The 16,607-nt window shown below is 64.1% G+C and carries 18 protein-coding genes; 5 read left to right on the forward strand and 13 right to left on the reverse strand.

What is annotated here, in order from left to right:
* Positions 1–67: 67 nt before the first annotated feature.
* A complete protein-coding gene (locus tag DWB23_RS08030; RefSeq protein ID WP_121742305.1) occupies positions 68–853 on the reverse strand; it encodes a chemotaxis protein CheW in 786 nt (261 codons plus the stop codon).
* A 160-nt stretch (positions 854–1,013) separates the two neighbouring features.
* Between DWB23_RS08030 and DWB23_RS08035 the strand changes: the two genes are divergently transcribed.
* A complete protein-coding gene (locus DWB23_RS08035) occupies positions 1,014–1,478 on the forward strand; it encodes a chemotaxis protein CheW (RefSeq protein WP_121742306.1) in 465 nt (154 codons plus the stop codon).
* A gap of 65 nt (positions 1,479–1,543) precedes the next feature.
* Here the strand turns inward: DWB23_RS08035 and DWB23_RS08040 are convergent, their stop codons facing one another.
* From DWB23_RS08040 to DWB23_RS08050, 3 genes are read right to left on the reverse strand one after another with little or no spacing between them, the layout of a single operon-like run.
* Positions 1,544–2,314: a DUF5803 family protein gene (locus DWB23_RS08040; RefSeq protein ID WP_121742307.1), complete on the reverse strand. Its 771-nt coding sequence runs from the start codon at positions 2,312–2,314 to the stop codon at positions 1,544–1,546.
* A gap of 1 nt (position 2,315) precedes the next feature.
* The gene (locus DWB23_RS08045; protein WP_121742308.1) at positions 2,316–2,996 is read right to left on the reverse strand and encodes a DUF2110 family protein; all 681 of its coding nucleotides are present in this window, start codon (positions 2,994–2,996) and stop codon (positions 2,316–2,318) included.
* Positions 2,996–3,520 carry a transcription factor gene (locus DWB23_RS08050; protein ID WP_121742309.1) on the reverse strand — a complete coding sequence of 175 codons (525 nt, stop codon included), beginning with the start codon at positions 3,518–3,520 and terminating at the stop codon, positions 2,996–2,998. The genes DWB23_RS08045 and DWB23_RS08050 overlap by 1 nt, the downstream gene beginning before the upstream one ends.
* A gap of 128 nt (positions 3,521–3,648) precedes the next feature.
* Here DWB23_RS08050 and DWB23_RS08055 point away from each other — a divergent pair, with 128 nt between their 5' ends.
* The gene (locus tag DWB23_RS08055) at positions 3,649–4,641 is read left to right on the forward strand and encodes an MBL fold metallo-hydrolase (protein WP_121742310.1); all 993 of its coding nucleotides are present in this window, start codon (positions 3,649–3,651) and stop codon (positions 4,639–4,641) included.
* 41 nt (positions 4,642–4,682) lie between these two features.
* On the opposite strand, the gene DWB23_RS08060 is transcribed toward DWB23_RS08055, so the two are convergent.
* Both DWB23_RS08060 and DWB23_RS08065 read right to left on the reverse strand, forming a co-directional pair.
* Positions 4,683–4,898, reverse strand: a complete 216-nt coding sequence (locus tag DWB23_RS08060) for a hypothetical protein (RefSeq protein ID WP_121742311.1) — start codon at positions 4,896–4,898, stop codon at positions 4,683–4,685.
* Between the two features lie 50 nt (positions 4,899–4,948).
* The gene (locus DWB23_RS08065; RefSeq protein WP_121742312.1) at positions 4,949–6,535 is read right to left on the reverse strand and encodes a class I adenylate-forming enzyme family protein; all 1,587 of its coding nucleotides are present in this window, start codon (positions 6,533–6,535) and stop codon (positions 4,949–4,951) included.
* A gap of 140 nt (positions 6,536–6,675) precedes the next feature.
* On the opposite strand from DWB23_RS08065, the gene DWB23_RS08070 reads away from it, so the two are divergent.
* A complete protein-coding gene (locus DWB23_RS08070) occupies positions 6,676–7,338 on the forward strand; it encodes a hypothetical protein (RefSeq protein WP_121742313.1) in 663 nt (220 codons plus the stop codon).
* Between the two features lie 8 nt (positions 7,339–7,346).
* Here the strand turns inward: DWB23_RS08070 and DWB23_RS08075 are convergent, their stop codons facing one another.
* Complete coding sequence (locus DWB23_RS08075) at positions 7,347–7,895, reverse strand: tRNA (cytidine(56)-2'-O)-methyltransferase (RefSeq protein WP_121742314.1); 549 nt, start codon at positions 7,893–7,895, stop codon at positions 7,347–7,349.
* Positions 7,896–8,065: 170 nt separating this feature from the next.
* Between DWB23_RS08075 and DWB23_RS08080 the strand changes: the two genes are divergently transcribed.
* Positions 8,066–8,539 carry a cupin domain-containing protein gene (locus DWB23_RS08080; RefSeq protein ID WP_121742315.1) on the forward strand — a complete coding sequence of 158 codons (474 nt, stop codon included), beginning with the start codon at positions 8,066–8,068 and terminating at the stop codon, positions 8,537–8,539.
* A 175-nt stretch (positions 8,540–8,714) separates the two neighbouring features.
* Positions 8,715–8,942: a hypothetical protein gene (locus DWB23_RS08085; protein WP_121742316.1), complete on the forward strand. Its 228-nt coding sequence runs from the start codon at positions 8,715–8,717 to the stop codon at positions 8,940–8,942.
* A gap of 57 nt (positions 8,943–8,999) precedes the next feature.
* Here DWB23_RS08085 and DWB23_RS08090 read toward each other — a convergent pair whose 3' ends face one another.
* The 6 genes from DWB23_RS08090 to DWB23_RS08115 form a co-directional block, all read right to left on the reverse strand.
* A complete protein-coding gene (locus DWB23_RS08090) occupies positions 9,000–9,227 on the reverse strand; it encodes a hypothetical protein (protein ID WP_121742317.1) in 228 nt (75 codons plus the stop codon).
* An 88-nt stretch (positions 9,228–9,315) separates the two neighbouring features.
* A complete protein-coding gene (locus DWB23_RS08095) occupies positions 9,316–9,777 on the reverse strand; it encodes a universal stress protein (protein WP_121742318.1) in 462 nt (153 codons plus the stop codon).
* A gap of 2 nt (positions 9,778–9,779) precedes the next feature.
* Positions 9,780–11,519, reverse strand: a complete 1,740-nt coding sequence (locus DWB23_RS08100) for a sodium:solute symporter family transporter (RefSeq protein WP_121742319.1) — start codon at positions 11,517–11,519, stop codon at positions 9,780–9,782.
* The gene (locus tag DWB23_RS08105) at positions 11,516–11,968 is read right to left on the reverse strand and encodes a DUF4212 domain-containing protein (protein ID WP_121742320.1); all 453 of its coding nucleotides are present in this window, start codon (positions 11,966–11,968) and stop codon (positions 11,516–11,518) included. The genes DWB23_RS08100 and DWB23_RS08105 overlap by 4 nt, the downstream gene beginning before the upstream one ends.
* 60 nt (positions 11,969–12,028) lie before the next feature.
* The gene (gene acs / locus DWB23_RS08110) at positions 12,029–14,005 is read right to left on the reverse strand and encodes an acetate--CoA ligase (RefSeq protein WP_121742321.1); all 1,977 of its coding nucleotides are present in this window, start codon (positions 14,003–14,005) and stop codon (positions 12,029–12,031) included.
* Positions 14,006–14,330: 325 nt separating this feature from the next.
* Positions 14,331–16,568 (reverse strand): bacterio-opsin activator domain-containing protein, encoded by a 2,238-nt coding sequence (locus tag DWB23_RS08115; RefSeq protein WP_121742322.1) that lies wholly within the window; start codon positions 16,566–16,568, stop codon positions 14,331–14,333.
* Positions 16,569–16,607: the final 39 nt, after the last annotated feature.

Raw genomic sequence — 16,607 nt, forward strand, 5'->3', positions numbered from 1 at the left:
ACGCTGAATACGGGGGACAGACGCCTCTCAAAGCGGACATTGCGATCGTCCATCTGCGGTGTTCTCGCTATTCTTGCGGTTCTCGCTGTCCAGATGCTAACAAGAACGTCTCGACGTCAACCACTGGAGTCACCTCGACGACGATCTCCCGAGTCGAGTCCGCCTCGTCGTCGTTCGACTCCGCTTCCGTCGCGTCGACTTCGAAGGGAGTCCCGACGGCGTCGCCGGGAGCGCCCCGCTGTGAGGATGCCATCATCGTGGCACCGTCGGCTTCGGTCCCGGCTCCGAAAACGGCAGTTGATCCCGACTGGTTCGTAGCGACGGCCGCACCGGCATCGGTGTCGGACTCACGCTCTCGCTCGATTAGCGCGACGACGAGCGGGTGTTCGAGCGCGTCGCCGGAGAGGTCCCGATCTTCGACGGTCGCTTCGTCGAGAACGTCGCTTTCGGGAACCGTCTTGACACCGATCACGCCGTCGACCCGAATCGCCGCGGACTGCTGGTCGCTCGAGCGATCGAGCACGAGAAGGCGCTCTCGACGGTCCCGATCCACGGGTTCGTTGCTCGGGAAGTGGACGGTGGGATCGATCACTGCAGTGACCTCTCCGCGCAGATCGACCATCCCGTCGATAGCTGCTGGGGTTCGCGGGACCCGCGTTAACTCCTCGGGGACTTCGGCGAGCGTGTCGACAGTCTCGACCGGAACGGCGAGTCGGTGGGTAGCCACCTCGAAGAAGACGAACCGCTTGCGTTCCTCCTCGTTTTCGTTCGTTCCGTCTGCGTCCCGACGTGTCCGGTTGTCAGCACCGCCGATGTCGATTCCGAGAAGTTTTTCGGAAAGATCCGGGCCCATGTTCCTATTCGTGTCTCAAGTTCCACCATTAAAACATTGACTCCCGCGAGCGACCCCGTTCCTCGAGAACTGAGCGCCTTTTTACACGTTCTGGAACCGATCGCCGTCGGATCCCCGCCTCCGAAATCGTTATTCGATCCCAATTGAATTACGCACCAGAATGGCATCGGGCGTAGACCGCGACGACGATGACGCCGCCGACCGTGCGACCGTTCTCACGTTCACACTGGGCGGGAAACGCTACTGTGTCGGCGCAGCGTCCGTTGCATCCGTCGTTGGCGTGACGGCCGATCGATCCGTTGCAACGGCCGACGACCCGTGGAACGCGGGCTCGGTCTCGGTTGCCGGTGAGCGCGTTCGCGTCGTCGACCTCCCGCGGGCATTTACCGCCGCCGCCCGAACGACGACCCGAATCGACGAGCCGAAACTGCTCATATTCACCGCCACTGACGCCGACGGTTCCTACTACGGGTGGCTCGTCGACGACGTCGACGCCGCGCGAACGATCCGTCCGGATCGCCTCGAGCCGACTCGGACGGGGACGCACCTGCCTCACGTCAGGGGTTACCTCGAGATCGGCGACGACGACGTCATCTGGCTGGACGAGCGGGCGATTCACGGCTAAGCCGTCTCCGCAACGGAACGGCGGTCTCGATTCGACCGGGAACGGCCGTCGACTGCAGCCTAAAATTACCCCATACCCGGCGGTCCGTTGTCGGAATCGTCGTCCATCTCGACATCTAATCCCATCTCCTCGCGCCGCTCCCGGAGTTGCTTGATCTGACGGTAGTAGTAGACAGCGCCGGCACCGCCGAGCAGGGCGACGGTTCCGACTAACCCCACGAACAGCGGGATATCGCGAGTGAGATAGTACCGCAGTGAGATGGTGCTGTCTACTTCCTCCCACGTCAGGCGTTCCTGGTTATCGACGATCTCCCGCTCGTAGCCGTTCGGGCTCGCGTCACCGAACAGGAAGTTCGACGTCCGGTGGCCCTCGGGGATCGTCACCTCGTACGAGCCCTCGACGTAGGCCGGCAGGCTAAACGTATTGCGCCCGGCATCGCCCGAAAACGCGATCGTTCCGTTCTCGTTCGGAACGCGGACCTCGGTACTCGTATCGCTCTGATCGATGTTCAGCTCCGAGCCCGTCAGTTCGGTCCCGTTGGGGTACCAGTAGCGGACGCTGTGGATGTCGAGGGCCTCATCACTGTAGAGGTTCGACCGGTACAACGACAGTTCGTCCTGCTCTTCCAGGTTGTAGACCGCACGGAACTCGCCATCGCTGATCAGACTGCCGCTGTCGATATCGATGGCGACGTCGGCGTCGCTGTCCCGCAGATCGCCGTACTCCTGTTCGCGGTCGAGTTCCTCGTCGGAGATGCCGCCGAAGAACGTCGAGCAGCCGGCTACCCCGACGAGCAACCCGACCGCGACCACCGCGAGAACGAGCCGACGATTCATGTTACGGAACAACGCAGCGAAGCTCCGCCGGGAGGTACTCGCCGACGCTCGCGAGCAATCCCGGCGGGTCGGTATCTTCGGTACAGATCACGCTCTGCTCGAGCAGCCCGATTCGCTCGACGGTGACGTAGTCCTGCGCGTGACCGGCACGGTTGAGCGTCGCCCGAACTTCCGCGCGGGTGGCGCTGTTGACGTTGAGTCGGCCGTCGCCGCGGGTCCAGTCGTAGAGTCGGTCCTGTTCTTCCTCGGCGAGGCGCGATGGGTCCCCGTCGCCGCCGTAGACGAACCGCAACGGCATGTGCTGGACCAGCCCGTATCGCTCGCGGATCTGGATCGCCGATCCCTGGCCGAGTCCGAGTTCGTCGGTCGAAATCCGGACGCCCTTGTCCTGTCCCGCGTCGAGGACGATCCCGTCTTCGTCCCAGGACTCGAGCGTGCCGACGTACGTTTCGCCGGACTCGAGGTCGGGGACGATCTCGCCGAACTCCTCGCGGAGGACGTTTCGTGCGACGGTGGCGTCTTCACCCTCGATCGTTACGGACGGAAAGTCGTCGTGGCGGACGCCGAGTTCGAACTCGACGTCGAGTTCGCCGAGTTCGTTATCGATGAGCGATCGGAGCGAATCCAGCGACCGTTCGCGGGCGTCGCCCTCGACGTACAGTTTGGTTGCGAGTACGACCATCAGGCGTCCACGTCGATGTTGAGTTCGTCCTCGAGGGAGTCGAGGCGGTCGTCCATCGCGTTAACGAGTCGGTCGTTGTCCATCGATTCGAGGGGCGAGCCACACTCGGGACACTCGAAGCCGAAGTCCATCGCTTCGCCGAACTCGAAGCGGATGGAACAGATCTCACAGAGGTAGAACTCGTGGTTGCGCTCGTACTCCCGACGATCCGCTAAGGCCTCGTGAAGCCGGTACATCTCCTCCTCTAAGTTCTCGGGGATGTTGTCGTACTCGAAGGTCCAGAGGTAGGTGAGCCACCCCGAGTCCTCGTCGCGCAGCCGCCGATAGGTGGCGAGGTCGTTTTCGTACAGGATAAACAGCGCGCGCCGCACGTCGTTCAACTCGAGGTCCAGTTCCTCCGAGAGCTCCTCGTCGGTCACTTCCCCGTCCGGCGGCGCTGCCGCGACGGGCATCCCCTTGGGACCGACCAGCTCGTGTAAGTACTTCTGGATAACCGGATCCTCGAGCAGGTCCTCAAAAGCCATTACCGTACCGTAACCGCGTGTGTCCATTAAGTCTTGTCAACTTCCGCGCGCGCTGCGGTGGGGATTTCCCGGCGAAAACCCTGCAGAGAGAGTAACATTCACGGTTCTCGACGGTCGTTCTCGGGACGATGAACACCGACACCGGTGGCTGCCGCCGGGGCGACCGCGTCTTTTCGACGGTCCATCGCCTCGAGTTCGACGTGCCGTGGCCTCCGAAACACGTCGCGGCGTACGTGATCGACGGTCCAGAACCGATTCTGGTCGACGCGGGGACGCCGACCGACGCGGGCGAGGAAGCGCTCGAGGACGGCCTCGAACGGGAGGGGTACGCGCTCGCTGACATCGAACACGTGCTGGTAACGCACGCCCACAGCGACCACCTGGGGCAAGTCCCGACGCTTCGTGCGGCCGGTGCGACGGTTCACGCGCCGGCGGCCGCACTCGAGCGACTCGAGCGAGATCCGGACGCGGTCCGCTCGACCGTCCGCGAAACGGCCGTCTCGACGGGCTATTCCGGCGGAGACCTCGAAGAGATCGTCGACGGCGAACTCGAGTCGTTCCGGCGGCATCGAGGATTGCTCGGTACCGAGGCCACCCGACCGATCGCGCCGGAAACCGCGTTTTCGGTCGGCGACCGGGAGTTCACGCCGGTCGAGACGCCGGGCCACGAAATCGACCATCTGAGCTTCGAGACGGAACTCGAGGGGACGACGGTGCTGTTCTCCGGTGACGCGCTCATCGAACCCTTCCGTGCCGGCGCGTTCCACGTCGGGATCGATCGGGGCGCCTACGACGGCGTCGATCGCTACTACGACGCGATGGACCGATTGTTCGAGACGACGGCGACGCACGGCTTCCCCGGCCACGGACCCGCGTTCGAGAACCCCCACCGGGTCGTCGAACTCACCCGCAACCGACTCGATACCCTGCTCGGGGAGACCGAGGCGGCGCTCGCGGCGATCGAACCCGCGACGCCGCTCGCCGTGGCGAAAGAGCGGGCCGGAAGCGTTCGCTACATCGCGCCCGTACTGGACACGCTGGGTGCACTCGGGACGCTCGAAAATCGGGGGTCGGTAGCCCACGATACCGAAGACGGCGCGCGATACTATCGGACGACGTGAACCGATCGCGCACCGGGACCGCCTGGCGGCCCTGTATCCGCCTATTCTGCGGCGTCTTTGCCGCGGAGTGCCTGCCAGCCGACCGTGAGAAGAACGACGACAAGCGCCATCGCGAGGCCGTAGAACAGCCCCATCGCGACCGCAGCCAGGACCTGGTGACCGGTTATGAGCAACACGAACACGTTGGCGACGACGAGCGCGAGGCCGAGCATGTAGTACTCGATCGGCGTCCGGGGCAACGTCAGATCTGAACCCATACGCCAACTGCGTCCGCAACGGCTGAAAAACTAGCCGGTCTCGTCGCCGGCTACGACCCGCCTTCGCCTCGCTCCTCGAGTTTGTACTTCTGGATCTTCCCGCTGGTCGTCCGCGGCAGTTCGTCGATGATCTCGACCTCGCGCGGGTGTTTGTAGCCGGCGACGCGCTCGAGGCAGTACGCTTTGATCCCCTCGCCGGTGATGTCCTCATCGGCCTCGGCTCCGCCCGCGGGGACGACGAACGCTTTGGGAACCTCGTTGCGCCGCTCGTCCGGGATTCCGATCACCGCGGCGTCGGCGACGGCTTCGTGTTCCAGCAGCAGGTTCTCGAGTTCGCTCGGATAGACGTTGTAGCCGGCGGTGTTGATCATGTGCTTTTTCCGGTCGACGATCTCGTAGTAGTTGGTCCCGTCGCGACGGGCGATGTCGCCGGTTCGGAAGTAGCCGAGGTCGGTAAACGCCCGCTCGGTCGCGCCGGGCATCTCGTGGTAGCCCGTCATGACCTGTGGCCCGCGCACGAGGAGTTCCCCCTCCTCGCCCGGCGGCACCTCCTCGCCGCCGTCGTCGACGATCTTGCAGTCGGTCATCCGCAGCGGCTGACCGATCGTCCCGTGTCGCAGGCCGAACGACGATCCGGTCTGCGTGTGGGTCGCGCCGTGCGTTTCCGTGAGTCCGTACCCCTCGGAGATATCGACGCCGGCGGTCTCCTCGAAGCGCTCCTGAACGGCCGCCGAGAGCTTCGCGCCGCCCTCGGAGGTCGACTCGAGGCTCGTCACGTCGTACTCGCCGAACGCGTCGCTGTCGACCATGTCGGCGTACATCGTCGTCACGCCGACGAAGTGGGTGATCTCTTCGTCCTCGATGAGCCGTAGACACTCCCGGGCGTCCCACTCGAGGGCGCTCCGGAAGTAGCAGCTTCCGCCGCCGACGAGGGGCTGCAAGGCGGTGTGGGTGAAGCCGGTGATGTGGTACAGCGGCAGCCAGATGAGGCTCCGAACGTCCTCTGGATCGATGTCGACGTTCGAGGTCGACAGCGTCCAGTTCAGTTGCGCTCGAGTGTTTCGGTGGGTGAGCCGGACGCCCTTCGGATCGCCGGTCGTCCCAGAGGTGTAGGGGAGCAAGGCGACGTCGTCGTCCGCGCGCTCGACTACCGTCTCCGCCCCACGAACGTCCTCGAAGAAGTGATCGTCAGGATCGCGGTCCATGTGCTCGCTCGAGACCGTGATGACCTCGACCGCTCGATCGGCGTCCTCGACGGCCTGATCGACGACCGTCCGGAGCGCCGGATGGGTGACGATCGCCTTCGCCTCCGTGTTCTCGAGTTGATAGGCGACCTCGCGGCGCTTGTACTGGGGGTTGACCGGCGAGATAACGACGCCGGCCCTGAACGCGCCCAGCGAGGCGACGAGAAACTCCGGACAGTTCGGCAAGAAGAGCAGCAGTCGATCGTCCGGCTCGAGTCCGAGATCGTGGAGGCCGCCGGCGAACGACGCCGTCCGCTCCCGGAGTTCGGCGTGAGTCGTGCGCTCGCCGTGGTGTTCCATCGCCTGCTCGTCCCCGTGGAGCGACGCCGTCTCGTCGAATAGCTTTACAACGTTGCCCTTCAGGGCTGATGAGCCAACATCTGTAAGATCCATGGTGAATGATACCGAGACTCACCTATAAAATTTCGCGTTCGCGACGGCTTTCGCTCGGGTAGGAACGTTCGATTACGCCGTAGGGTCGTTCGCTCAAGCGACCGATATTTTTATCGGCGGACGTCTTGAACGGGTGACAAATGGCTCGAGGAATCGCGTCCCTGCTCCGCGACCGGTTCGAGACGAGCGACGTCGTCGGAGCGCTGGCGCTCGTCGCCGTCCTCGGCGTCCTCGGCGTCGGTGCGGACGCGATCGGCGTCTTGCTCGTGGTCGTTCTCGTATCACCGCTCGCGGAACCCGCCCTCGACAGACTCGACATCCATCCCGGTCTCGCCGGGGTCGCGTTCGGCGGGTTCGCCGTCGCCGCGGGCGTCGTGCAGTTACGGGGCGGCAACGGCCCGGTCGGGAGCGGGTTCCTCGCGGTCGGCGCGTGGATCTGCCTCGACGGCGTCGACCGGTGGCGACGCGGAGACGCCGCTTCCGGCAGAACCGACGACGATGACGACGTCTCGAAACGGGAGGTGTTTCTCATCGGCGAGCACAACCGCTGGCTGCTCGAGGAACTCCGTGAGGCCGACCGGCCGCTCACCGCCGAGGAGATCCAGTCGCGAACGGGACTCACCGAGGACGACTTCGAGCGCCTTCTTAAGTACCACGGCGAGCCTGGACCGATCGAGCGAGCCGGAAACGGCTACACCATCAACGAGGACGAGATGGGCGGCGTCGCGTTCGTCCGAAACCTCGTTCGCACGGTCGGCGGTCGGCTACTCCGTCCGTTCCGCCTGTTTCGGCCGTCCGGTTGATTCCGGCTTCACTCCTCGTCCGTCGACTCGACGCGCTTGCCGGTTTCCATCGGGATCACTTCTCGATCGGCGTCCGTCCACTCGGACTCGAGTTCGCGCCCTTCGAACAACCGGTCGAGAAAGACAGCGAGGCCGGCGACTTCCGAGTGGGGCTGGTTGGTAACGCCGACATTCCAGTCGGCCTCCTCGTAGACGTCGAAGGGGACTTTTTCGGCCCCGACGACGATCAGCAGCGACTCGCCGTCGTCTCGGCGGGCCGCTCGAATGTCGCTTTCGACGTCCTGGACGCGCTCGCCGTACATCGTGAGGTGGACGACGCGTCCGCCCCAGTTGCGGATGATTCCCTGCGGCGAGTCCGTGAGTTCGACCGCGAAGGGGCCGCCGAACCGGTCGGTGATGTCCGCGACGGTCTCGAGCGACTGGCCGGCGTTGTCGGGAAAGAGCACGCGGTCTGCGCCCAGCGCCCGCGCGGTCAGACCGACGTGGGTCGTCATCCGCTCGTCCCGGCCGGGGCGGTGGCCGAGCCGAAGGACGGCGACTTCGGGTTCGTCGTGCATGCTCGAGTCCACTCTCGGCCGAGGTTAGGCGGTTTCGTTTTCCGTCCGTCGGTGGCCGACCGCCCGCAGCATCGCTCGTTTCGGATCGGCGCTCACGTGTCGGCCGACGGTGTTTGACCGCCATCAGCGCCCGATAACTGTTATTTAGCGTAATCACGTGCTCTCATCGTATGGAGAAAATCAACGAATCGAGCCTCGAGTGGAACGAATACGACCACGGGGAGACGGCGTTCCGTCGCAAGGAACTCGCGAGCGCCGTCGACGCCGACGACCTCGGCTGTAGCCTCTACGAACTCCCGGCGGGGATGCGGTCGTGGCCCTACCACTATCACACGGCCAACGAGGAGGCGCTGTACGTGCTGTCGGGCGAGGGCCTCCTGCGGGCCGAGAGCGGCGAGGAGCCGCTGACGGCCGGCGACTTCGTGACCCTCCCGGCGAACGAGAACGGCGGTCATCGAATCGTCAACGACGGCGAGGGGGCGCTCCGATACCTGATGATCTCGACGATGAACGAGCCTGATATCACCGTCTACCCCGAGATGGGGAAATTCGGCCTCTTCGTCGGCTCGCCGCCGGGTGGCCGCGACGAACGATCCCTCGAGGGGTACTACCGACTCGACGACGACGTGGACTACTGGGAGTAAATGGAGCGCGGAGGTAACTAGCGAACGGAAACGACGCGCCGGCGTCGATCGACGCGACGAACTTGTTTTGCAGCGCCCGTGATCATCGCGCGCGTCGGTTCGAATCGTCCCGACGCTCGCGTCGGTTCGAGACCCGATGCGTGGCTATTAGTTGGCACGATACCAACGAGCCCGTATGGGAAACGAACCGAGCGAGGAGGGGCAGTCGGTGTTTCCGGAGGGGTTCATTGTTCCGATAACCGGTCTCCTGGCGCTTATATTCGCCGTAATGGCCGGCATGAGCGTTCGATCCGGGCTATCTGGATCGCTGGTAGACCTGACGTTGCCGATCATTTTCGGCGGAGCGAGCCTCCTGTGCTTTCGCCTGAGACAGCGGGCGCTCGCGGCCAGAGAAAACGATTGAAACGCGAAAAAAGCGATCGGCGATCTGCAGTCGGTGTGTCTTCCGGGCGCGGATCCGTCACTCCCCGTGTTCCTGCTTGGCCAACTCGAGCGAGAAGAAAAAGCCGAAGTACGCGGGAATTCCCGCGGCCAGGAACATGTAGAAGACCCACGTGGGCGCGCTCGCGAAGACGAAATCGAAGAGGAAGCTCACGAGCGCGACCCAGACGACAGCGAACAGCAGGTCGTGGAGCATGCCGGTCCCGTTGTCCGTGACGTGTTCGCGCAACCGATCAGTGAAACTCATCGTGTCGATCTCCCCGTAAGCGCGGATGGTGGTCGCATCATGTCGAAAGAATCGGATCGGTGGAACGTTACTCTTGTGCGTCGCCGTCTCAGTCGTCGTCCACGTAGTCGACGACCAGTACGGGAACGTGCGTCGAGCGGAGCAGGCGCTCGGTGACGCTGCCGAGCAGTGCCCGCCGGACGCCCGAGCGACCGTGACTCCCCATGACGATGAGGTCGATGTCGTTGTCCTCGGCGTAGTCGGCGATCATCTTGTGTGGCTGTCCACCGGCGTGGCGCTCGTAGGCGGTCAGGCCGGCAGCCTCGGCCGCCTCGGTGACGTAGCCGGTCGCCTCCTCGGCGTCCTCGCGCAGTTCCGTCATCCCCTGGAACTGGCCCTGTCGGATCCGGTCGACCTGTTCGGTACCCAGCCCGTACGCGATCGCGTCGGTGTCGGCGACGAATATCGCGTGGACCTCGGCGTCGTACTTCTCGGCGAGATCGATCGCCTGTTCGACCGCCACTTTCGCTACGTTACTCCCGTCCGTCGGAACGAGTATGCGCTCGTACATTGTCAGTCGTCCGCAGGTGCGTTTCCGCTTCTGTTCTTTTCGGCGACGATGTCCGCCGCGGTCTTGTCACTCGGCATCGGATCGGGGCTGTGACACTGCCGGACCATCTGTTTGGTCTCGAGCGGCGGATCGTCGGTCACGAGCGAGACGGCGATGGTGACCGCGAACACGATCGGCACGCCGATGAGCGCCGAGCCGATAGCTGGCATCCACGTCGAGATGACCTCGATGCCGAAGCCACCGTCGAGGAGGCCGAAGTTACCCTCGTTGAACATGGGGATGAACCAGACGATGATGCCGGTCGTCATGCCGGCAAGCGCGCCCTGACGGTTCGTCTTCTCCCACCAGAGGCCGAGGAAGAACATCGGGAACAACACGATGGCCGCAAGCGAGAACGCGAACCCGACAAGCGCTGCGATCGGCTGTTGGGGGTTCAGCGCGAAGATGATCGTGAGCACACCGATCAGGATGATGCTCAGGCGACCGACGAGCACCTGCTGGCGCTGGGTCGCGTCTTCGTTGATGATGTTCGCGTAGATGTCGTGCGAGATCGCCGACGAGGCGGCGATGAACAGACCGGCCGTCGTCGCGACCGCTGCGGCGATACCGCCCGCTGCGACGAAGCCGACGAACCATGCCGGTAGTTCCGCGAGCTGTGCGGCCAACACGACGAGGACGTCGCCGGCGGCGCCGGTCATGCCGGGATCGCCGTACACGGCACCGATCTCCTCACCGTACAGCGCGGTTCCGATCGCCGCGAAGGCGGGGGCGCTCAGGTACAGGAGACAGATGAAGAACAGCCCCCAGGTGCACGACCAGCGGGCCACTCGCTCGTTTTGAACCGTGTAGAACCGGACCAGCACGTGGGGCAGTCCACACGTCCCGAAGACGAGGCTGAAACAGGTCGCGATCCACAGGTAGTAGCTCCCGCCCGCGAACGGCTCCGAGAACTCGGACGACAGGCTGTCTATCATCATCCCGTACTCGAGTTGAGGGAGCACCGTCGTGTACCCCGACGCCCAGCCGGTGACGAGCAGTCCGAGCAGGAACGCACTGATGAGGATGACGTACTGCAGGACCATGTTCTTAGTCGCGCCGAGCATCCCCGACAGCGACAGGTACGCGATGGTGATGACCATAAAGATCACCATCATCGTCTGGTACCCGGTTAGCAGGCCGCCGGTGACCGCCGACCAGTCTCCGAGGATGTACATGCCGACGAGACCCATCCCGCGGGCCTGTCCGAGCGCGTAGACGAACCCGATCAGGAACGTGGTAACCGCTGCAAGCGAGCGTGCGGTGTCGGAGTTGAATCGGTCTCCGACGAAGTCCGGCGCGGTGTACTTACCGAACCGCCGCATCTGAGCGGCCATGAAGATCAGGAGGATGAAGTATCCCGTCGTCCAGCCGATGACGTACGCCAGGCCGTAGACCCCCGAAACTGCGACGGTGGCCGCCACCCCGAGGTACGTCGCGGCTGACATCCAGTTGGCCCCGATCGCCATCCCGTTCTCGAGATTACCGATCGAGCGGCCGGCGACCCACATGTCGTCCGTGTCGGCGACCTTGAACATGAAGCCGGCCACGATGAACATCAACATCATTCCGATAACGATGATCGACGGAACGAGCTTGAACGAGATGTCGAGCCCCTCCGGGAGCAACTCCTCGTCCGCCTGCAGCGGGGCCATCTCCAGCGCATCGATCGAGAATTCCGCCAGCATCGGAACGCTGTCGATCATTCGTCGGCACCTCCGTCAGTCGCGGTCGCGTCGTCCGGAACGGTTTCGGTCGTTTCCGTTTCGACGACGCCCTGTTCGATACCGTACTTCTCGTCGATCTGATCGCGCTTGCGCGCGTACCAGACCGAAAGCAGCAACGCCGATCCCGGGCCGACGATTGCGAGTAAGAAGTAGTGCAACGGGAAGCCGATCAGCGGCATCTGGGTTGTCATCACGTCGGGTGCGATACGCGTCGCCGTGATCGGTGCGAACGTCGTGATGGCCCAAATGGCGAAGCCGATCCAGATGATCCGCAAGTGATCCCGCATGAACGGGGTCGCCGGTTTTAACAGGTTGATCTCGACGTCCATATAGTCGATCTGTTGTTCTCGTTCAACGTCACTCATCCCACCGTCGGTCGCTATCTCGTGGTTGTCGTCTCTCATATTGTGGTTGTCTTTCTCTGGCATGGTTTCGTGTGCCGTTTTTCGATCCAGTGTCTGCGTCCCTTTCGAAAAGAACGGACCGTCTCAGTCCGTTTCGACCTGTTCTGCGATTTCGTCAACGACCTCCGGATTCCGCAACGTGGAGGTGTTGCCGAGTTCGTCGCCGCTCGCGATGTTCTCGAGTAAGCGGCGCATGATTTTGCCCGAGCGCGTTTTCGGTAGTTCCGGCGTGAAGATTACCTCTTCCGGCTTCGCGATCGGGCCGATCGAATCGAGGATCCCCTGAACGACGCGCTCCTCGAGGTCGACACCGGTCTCGTAGCCGTCTTCGGGGATGGCGTAGACGTAGACCGCCTCGCCTTTGACCTCGTGGTCGCCGCCGACGACGGCGGCTTCGGCGATCCCTTCGACGCCGACGACGGCCGACTCGATCTCCATCGTCCCGAGTCGGTGACCGGAGACGTTGATGACGTCGTCGACGCGGCCGAGGACGGTGATAAAGCCGTCTTCGTCGATCTTCGCACCGTCTTCGGGGAAGTAGACCCACTCGTCGTTTTCCTCGTCGGAGTACTCCGCCCAGTACTCCCCGATGAATCGCTCGTCGTTGTTGTACAACGTCCGGAGCATCCCGGGCCACGGGTTGTTGATCGTGACGTAACCGGCTTCGCCGGCCGAGATCTCGTTCCCCTCCGCATCGACGATGCGGGCGTCGATTCCCGGCAGCGGCGGTCCTGCGGAGCCTGGTTTCATCTTGCTGATCCCCGGCAGCGTCGTGATCATCATGCCGCCGGTTTCGGTCTGCCACCAGGTGTCGACGATGGGGCAGTTCTCGCCGCCGATGTGCTTGTAGTACCACTTCCACGCGCGCGGGTTGATCGGTTCGCCGACCGTCCCGAGCAATCGCAGCGACGACAGATCGTGCTCGGCGGGGTACTGCTCGCCCCATTTCATGAACGCCCGGATAGCCGTCGGCGCGGTGTAGAAGATGTCGACGTCGTTCTTCTCGACGAGTTCCCACATCCGGTCCTTCTCGGGGTAATCCGGGGTGCCCTCGTACATCATCGTCGTGGTCCCGAGCGCGAGGGGACCGTAGACGATGTATGAGTGGCCCGTGATCCAGCCGATGTCGGCCGCACACCAGTAGTTGTCCTCGGGTTTGACGTCGAGGACGGCGTGGCTCGTCCACGCGCTGTAGGCCAGATAGCCACCCGTCGTGTGTTTGACCCCCTTCGGCTTGCCGGTCGTTCCCGAGGTGTACATCAGGAACAGCATGTCCTCGGCGTCCCTCGAGACCGGCTCCACGCTCGCGCCCTCCTGTTCGGCGACGAGGTCGTCGTAGTCGTGCTGGTTGTCGACGAGGTCGTGTTCCAGGTCGTCGCCAAGACGGTCGACGACCACGACGTCGGAGACCTCGTGCTCGACCGACCCGAGGCCCTCGTTGGCCTTCGAGATGTGGTCGAGGGCGTCACCGCGGCGGTAGTAGCCGTCGCAGGTGACCAGGTACTCGCTCTCGCCGGCGTTCATCCGGGTCGCGAGCGCGTCCGCGGAGAACCCAGCGAAGACGACGGCGTGTGGGGCCCCGATTCGGGCACACGCGAGCATCGCGATCGGGAGCTCCGGGATCATCGGCAGGTAGAGGGTGACGACGTCGTCCTCCTCGACGCCGAGTTCGCGGAGCGTCGCGGCGAACTCCTCGACTTCGCGCTGGAGTTCGGCGTAGGTATAACTGCGCGTTTCACCGAGTTCTCCCTCCCACTCGATCGCCGTTTCGTCGGCGCGGTCGCCCTCGACGTGACGGTCGATGCAGTTGTACGACGCGTTCAGCTTCCCGTTCGTGAACCACTCGTAAAACGGGGCGTTGTCGTCCTCGAGGACGGTATCGTACTCCTCGTCCCACGACAACAGATCGGCGGCCCGCTCCCAGCAGCCCGGCCAGTCTTCCTCGAACTCCTCGTAGATTCCCGGATCCGAGACGTTCGCCTGCTCGACGAACGATTCGGGCGGGTCGAACGTTTCTTGCTCCTCGAGACGGGCCTCGAGGTTGGCATCCTCCTGTGACATGATACACCACCCCAAAATACAACAAGCATAGTAAAGACGCCATCTAGGTGTGCAAAATCGGGCCTCAGGCGGGGGGAATAACTAGGGTATATTGACTGTATTAGGATGAATCATCCGATAATATCGGTGTCAAACGCCCGTTTCACGGTCGCGCGACACGGCGGACCGAAGCGAGCGTCGCCGACTCCGCCCGGACGCATGCACTTGCAAGGGGGATCCTCTAGAGACTTAGTATCGTGTTGCGTGTCAGGAGCGTCACTCGCGATTATCGATAGCGAGTCGTCGGCAGTCGATCGACCGCTGCGGGCGAACCCGCGGTGACCGGTTAGTCGCTCTCGGATGGGCCGGCATCCGCCTCGGCCGGATCGTCGAAGAACGTCTGTAAGAGTTCGTGTTGGCCCTTTCGAAGGTGATTGTGCAGGGTCGGCGAGGAGACGCCCATCGCATCGGCGATCTCCTCGGCCGTACTCTCGCGGGGCCAGTCGTAGTAGCCGCCGAAGTACGCGGCCCGAAGCGATGCTTCCTGGCGGTCGGTGAGCCGATCCTCGAGTCCCTCTCGGAACTCGCGGGACGTCTGGACGGTCCGTTCGACCTCGCGTTTTCCGATCAGTTCGGAAGCGGGGAACGTACTGCGAAGGCCGGCGACGATCGTCCGCAGGTCGGCGTCTGCTGCACACTCCGCGGTGAGGATCGTCTTTCCTCCGTCAGTGACGGCGTCGAGGACGGTGACCCCGTACTCGGTGAGCGTCAACGCCGGAGACGAGCCCTCGATAACGAACTCGACGCGCCAGCCGTCTTCGCGGGTTTCGACCAATCGACAGTCCTCGACGCCGGGGTCGTCCGCGGCGAGATCGAAGACGGCCGCCGGCGAGGCCCCCTCGAGACGAAGGTAGTACAGCTGTGTCGACTCCGAGATCGGGACGAGCGAGTCGAGTTCGAACCGACAGCCGAGTTGCCGGGAAGCGGCGACGAAAAACGAGTCGTCGTCGCGGCAGGCGAGTTCGAGTTCGACGACGCGATCCGAGAGGAGGAGGTTCCGCCGTCGGACCGCGGCGATCGCGTAGCCGACCAGCCGCCCGATCGTCTCGAGCCACCGGCGCTCGTCCGTATCGAACGCCCCCGACCTGTCGGTCGCGACCGAAAGCGTTCCGTAGACCGTATCGCCGTAGGAGAGGGGGACGCGTGCGACGGCTCCGTCGCCGGTCTCTCCGTCGGTGCGCTCGTCCTCGTTTGCGGTTTCGAGTGGAACGTCGGTCGCCACCGAGACCGTCTCGCCGTCGTCGTCGATCGCCGCCGGTTCCTCTTCGCGCCACCGATCTGGAACCAATCGGTCGACGCCGTCGGGTTGGATCCCGCTCGAGGCGCGCCACTCCGTGTGCCGGTCCGAGACGGTCGCTCGGTCGATCCAGGCGCAGTCGTACACCCGGCCGTCCGTCAGCGCGGTACAGGTCGTCGCTTCGATATCCTCGTGACTGGTCGATTCGAACAGCGACTGCGTGACCGCTCGGTGGGCCCGAGCGACCGCGTAGCGCGCCTCGAGTTCCTGACAGCGGGACCGAACCGACTCGAGTTCCTCGTGGGAGGCCGAGACGTCCCGGACGAAGACGGCAAAGCCCCGATGCCGTCCGCGGTCGTCCCGCAGGGGCGAGATGACTTCCGTCGCCCGGAACCGCGAGCCGTCCTTGTGGACGCGCCAGCCGTCGTCCTCGTGTCCGGACTCCTCGAGGGCCGTCGACAGCGCTCGTTCGGGGTCTCCGTCGTCGACCGCCGCGTCTGGATAAAAGGTAGAGACGTGCGTGCCGACGATCTCGCCGGCTCGGTAGCCAAACAGCGACGCGGCGCTTCGGTTCCAGCGCTCGACGTAGCCGTCCGCGTCGAGTCGGAGCAGTGCGTAGCGCTCGCTCGCGGCGAGCAGCAAGCGGATGACGCTGTCGTCGCTCACCACGGCCCCGGATCGGGGCTCCGGTTGGCCGTGATCGACTCCCGACGGCCGTTCGATGGCACCGAAGGCGTCGACGATCTCCGCGTCCGTCGGCTCGGCCAGGTAGGCCTCGAGCGCCTCGAAACTCTGCCAGCCGCCGACGGTCTTGACCACTCGAGGGTTGATCGCGTGATCGACGAGCGCACTCTGGAGAAAGTACTGTCGCAGGTCGCTCGTCGACACGTCGGCGAGTGCCGGCTGGTCGGCCAGTTCGCTGGCGCGGTCGGCGACATCCGAAACCAGCATCTGGAGGCGACGCGCCGTGACGGGAAAGATCCGATCGTCGGGCGACAACCCGTTGCTACGCGCGTACCGCCGTAGCTCCCGTTCGACCCGAGTCGGTAGGTACGCCGTTCGTCCCGATCCGTCGTCGACGGCCGGCACGCGGATCAGGTATCGCGGCGGATCGATCCTGACCTGTTCGACGTGGTCGATCCTGAGTTCGGCGAGTTCCGTCGGTCGGAGGCCGACGTCACCGCAGAGTTGAACGACGAGCGCCTCGCGATACGTTTCGGCGGCGTCGAGGAGCGACTCGTAGTGCTCGCGTGAGCGCACCGTCGAGTCGACCGCCTCGAGACTCATGGTTCGCTCTTTCTAACGACGCGAATATAATTCTATCGA

The sequence above is a fragment of the Natronorubrum halophilum genome (assembly GCF_003670115.1).
Classification (GTDB): Archaea; Halobacteriota; Halobacteria; order Halobacteriales; family Natrialbaceae; genus Natronorubrum; species Natronorubrum halophilum.

Bases quoted from the DNA above. Each gene is read 5' to 3' on its own strand.
- DWB23_RS08060 (WP_121742311.1), bottom strand. From the start codon at position 4,898: ATGGGTTCAGATCTGACGTTGCCCCGGACGCCGATCGAGTACTACATG.
- DWB23_RS08075 (WP_121742314.1), bottom strand. From the start codon at position 7,895: ATGCACGACGAACCCGAAGTCGCCGTCCTTCGGCTCGGCCACCGCCCC.
- acs (WP_121742321.1), bottom strand. From the start codon at position 14,005: ATGTCACAGGAGGATGCCAACCTCGAGGCCCGTCTCGAGGAGCAAGAA.
- DWB23_RS08045 (WP_121742308.1), bottom strand. From the start codon at position 2,996: ATGGTCGTACTCGCAACCAAACTGTACGTCGAGGGCGACGCCCGCGAA.
- DWB23_RS08030 (WP_121742305.1), bottom strand. From the start codon at position 853: ATGGGCCCGGATCTTTCCGAAAAACTTCTCGGAATCGACATCGGCGGT.
- DWB23_RS08035 (WP_121742306.1), top strand. From the start codon at position 1,014: ATGGCATCGGGCGTAGACCGCGACGACGATGACGCCGCCGACCGTGCG.
- DWB23_RS08115 (WP_121742322.1), bottom strand. From the start codon at position 16,568: ATGAGTCTCGAGGCGGTCGACTCGACGGTGCGCTCACGCGAGCACTAC.
- DWB23_RS08050 (WP_121742309.1), bottom strand. From the start codon at position 3,520: ATGGCTTTTGAGGACCTGCTCGAGGATCCGGTTATCCAGAAGTACTTA.
- DWB23_RS08090 (WP_121742317.1), bottom strand. From the start codon at position 9,227: ATGAGTTTCACTGATCGGTTGCGCGAACACGTCACGGACAACGGGACC.
- DWB23_RS08065 (WP_121742312.1), bottom strand. From the start codon at position 6,535: ATGGATCTTACAGATGTTGGCTCATCAGCCCTGAAGGGCAACGTTGTA.
- DWB23_RS08040 (WP_121742307.1), bottom strand. From the start codon at position 2,314: ATGAATCGTCGGCTCGTTCTCGCGGTGGTCGCGGTCGGGTTGCTCGTC.
- DWB23_RS08080 (WP_121742315.1), top strand. From the start codon at position 8,066: ATGGAGAAAATCAACGAATCGAGCCTCGAGTGGAACGAATACGACCAC.
- DWB23_RS08095 (WP_121742318.1), bottom strand. From the start codon at position 9,777: ATGTACGAGCGCATACTCGTTCCGACGGACGGGAGTAACGTAGCGAAA.
- DWB23_RS08055 (WP_121742310.1), top strand. From the start codon at position 3,649: ATGAACACCGACACCGGTGGCTGCCGCCGGGGCGACCGCGTCTTTTCG.
- DWB23_RS08100 (WP_121742319.1), bottom strand. From the start codon at position 11,519: ATGATCGACAGCGTTCCGATGCTGGCGGAATTCTCGATCGATGCGCTG.
- DWB23_RS08085 (WP_121742316.1), top strand. From the start codon at position 8,715: ATGGGAAACGAACCGAGCGAGGAGGGGCAGTCGGTGTTTCCGGAGGGG.
- DWB23_RS08105 (WP_121742320.1), bottom strand. From the start codon at position 11,968: ATGCCAGAGAAAGACAACCACAATATGAGAGACGACAACCACGAGATA.
- DWB23_RS08070 (WP_121742313.1), top strand. From the start codon at position 6,676: ATGGCTCGAGGAATCGCGTCCCTGCTCCGCGACCGGTTCGAGACGAGC.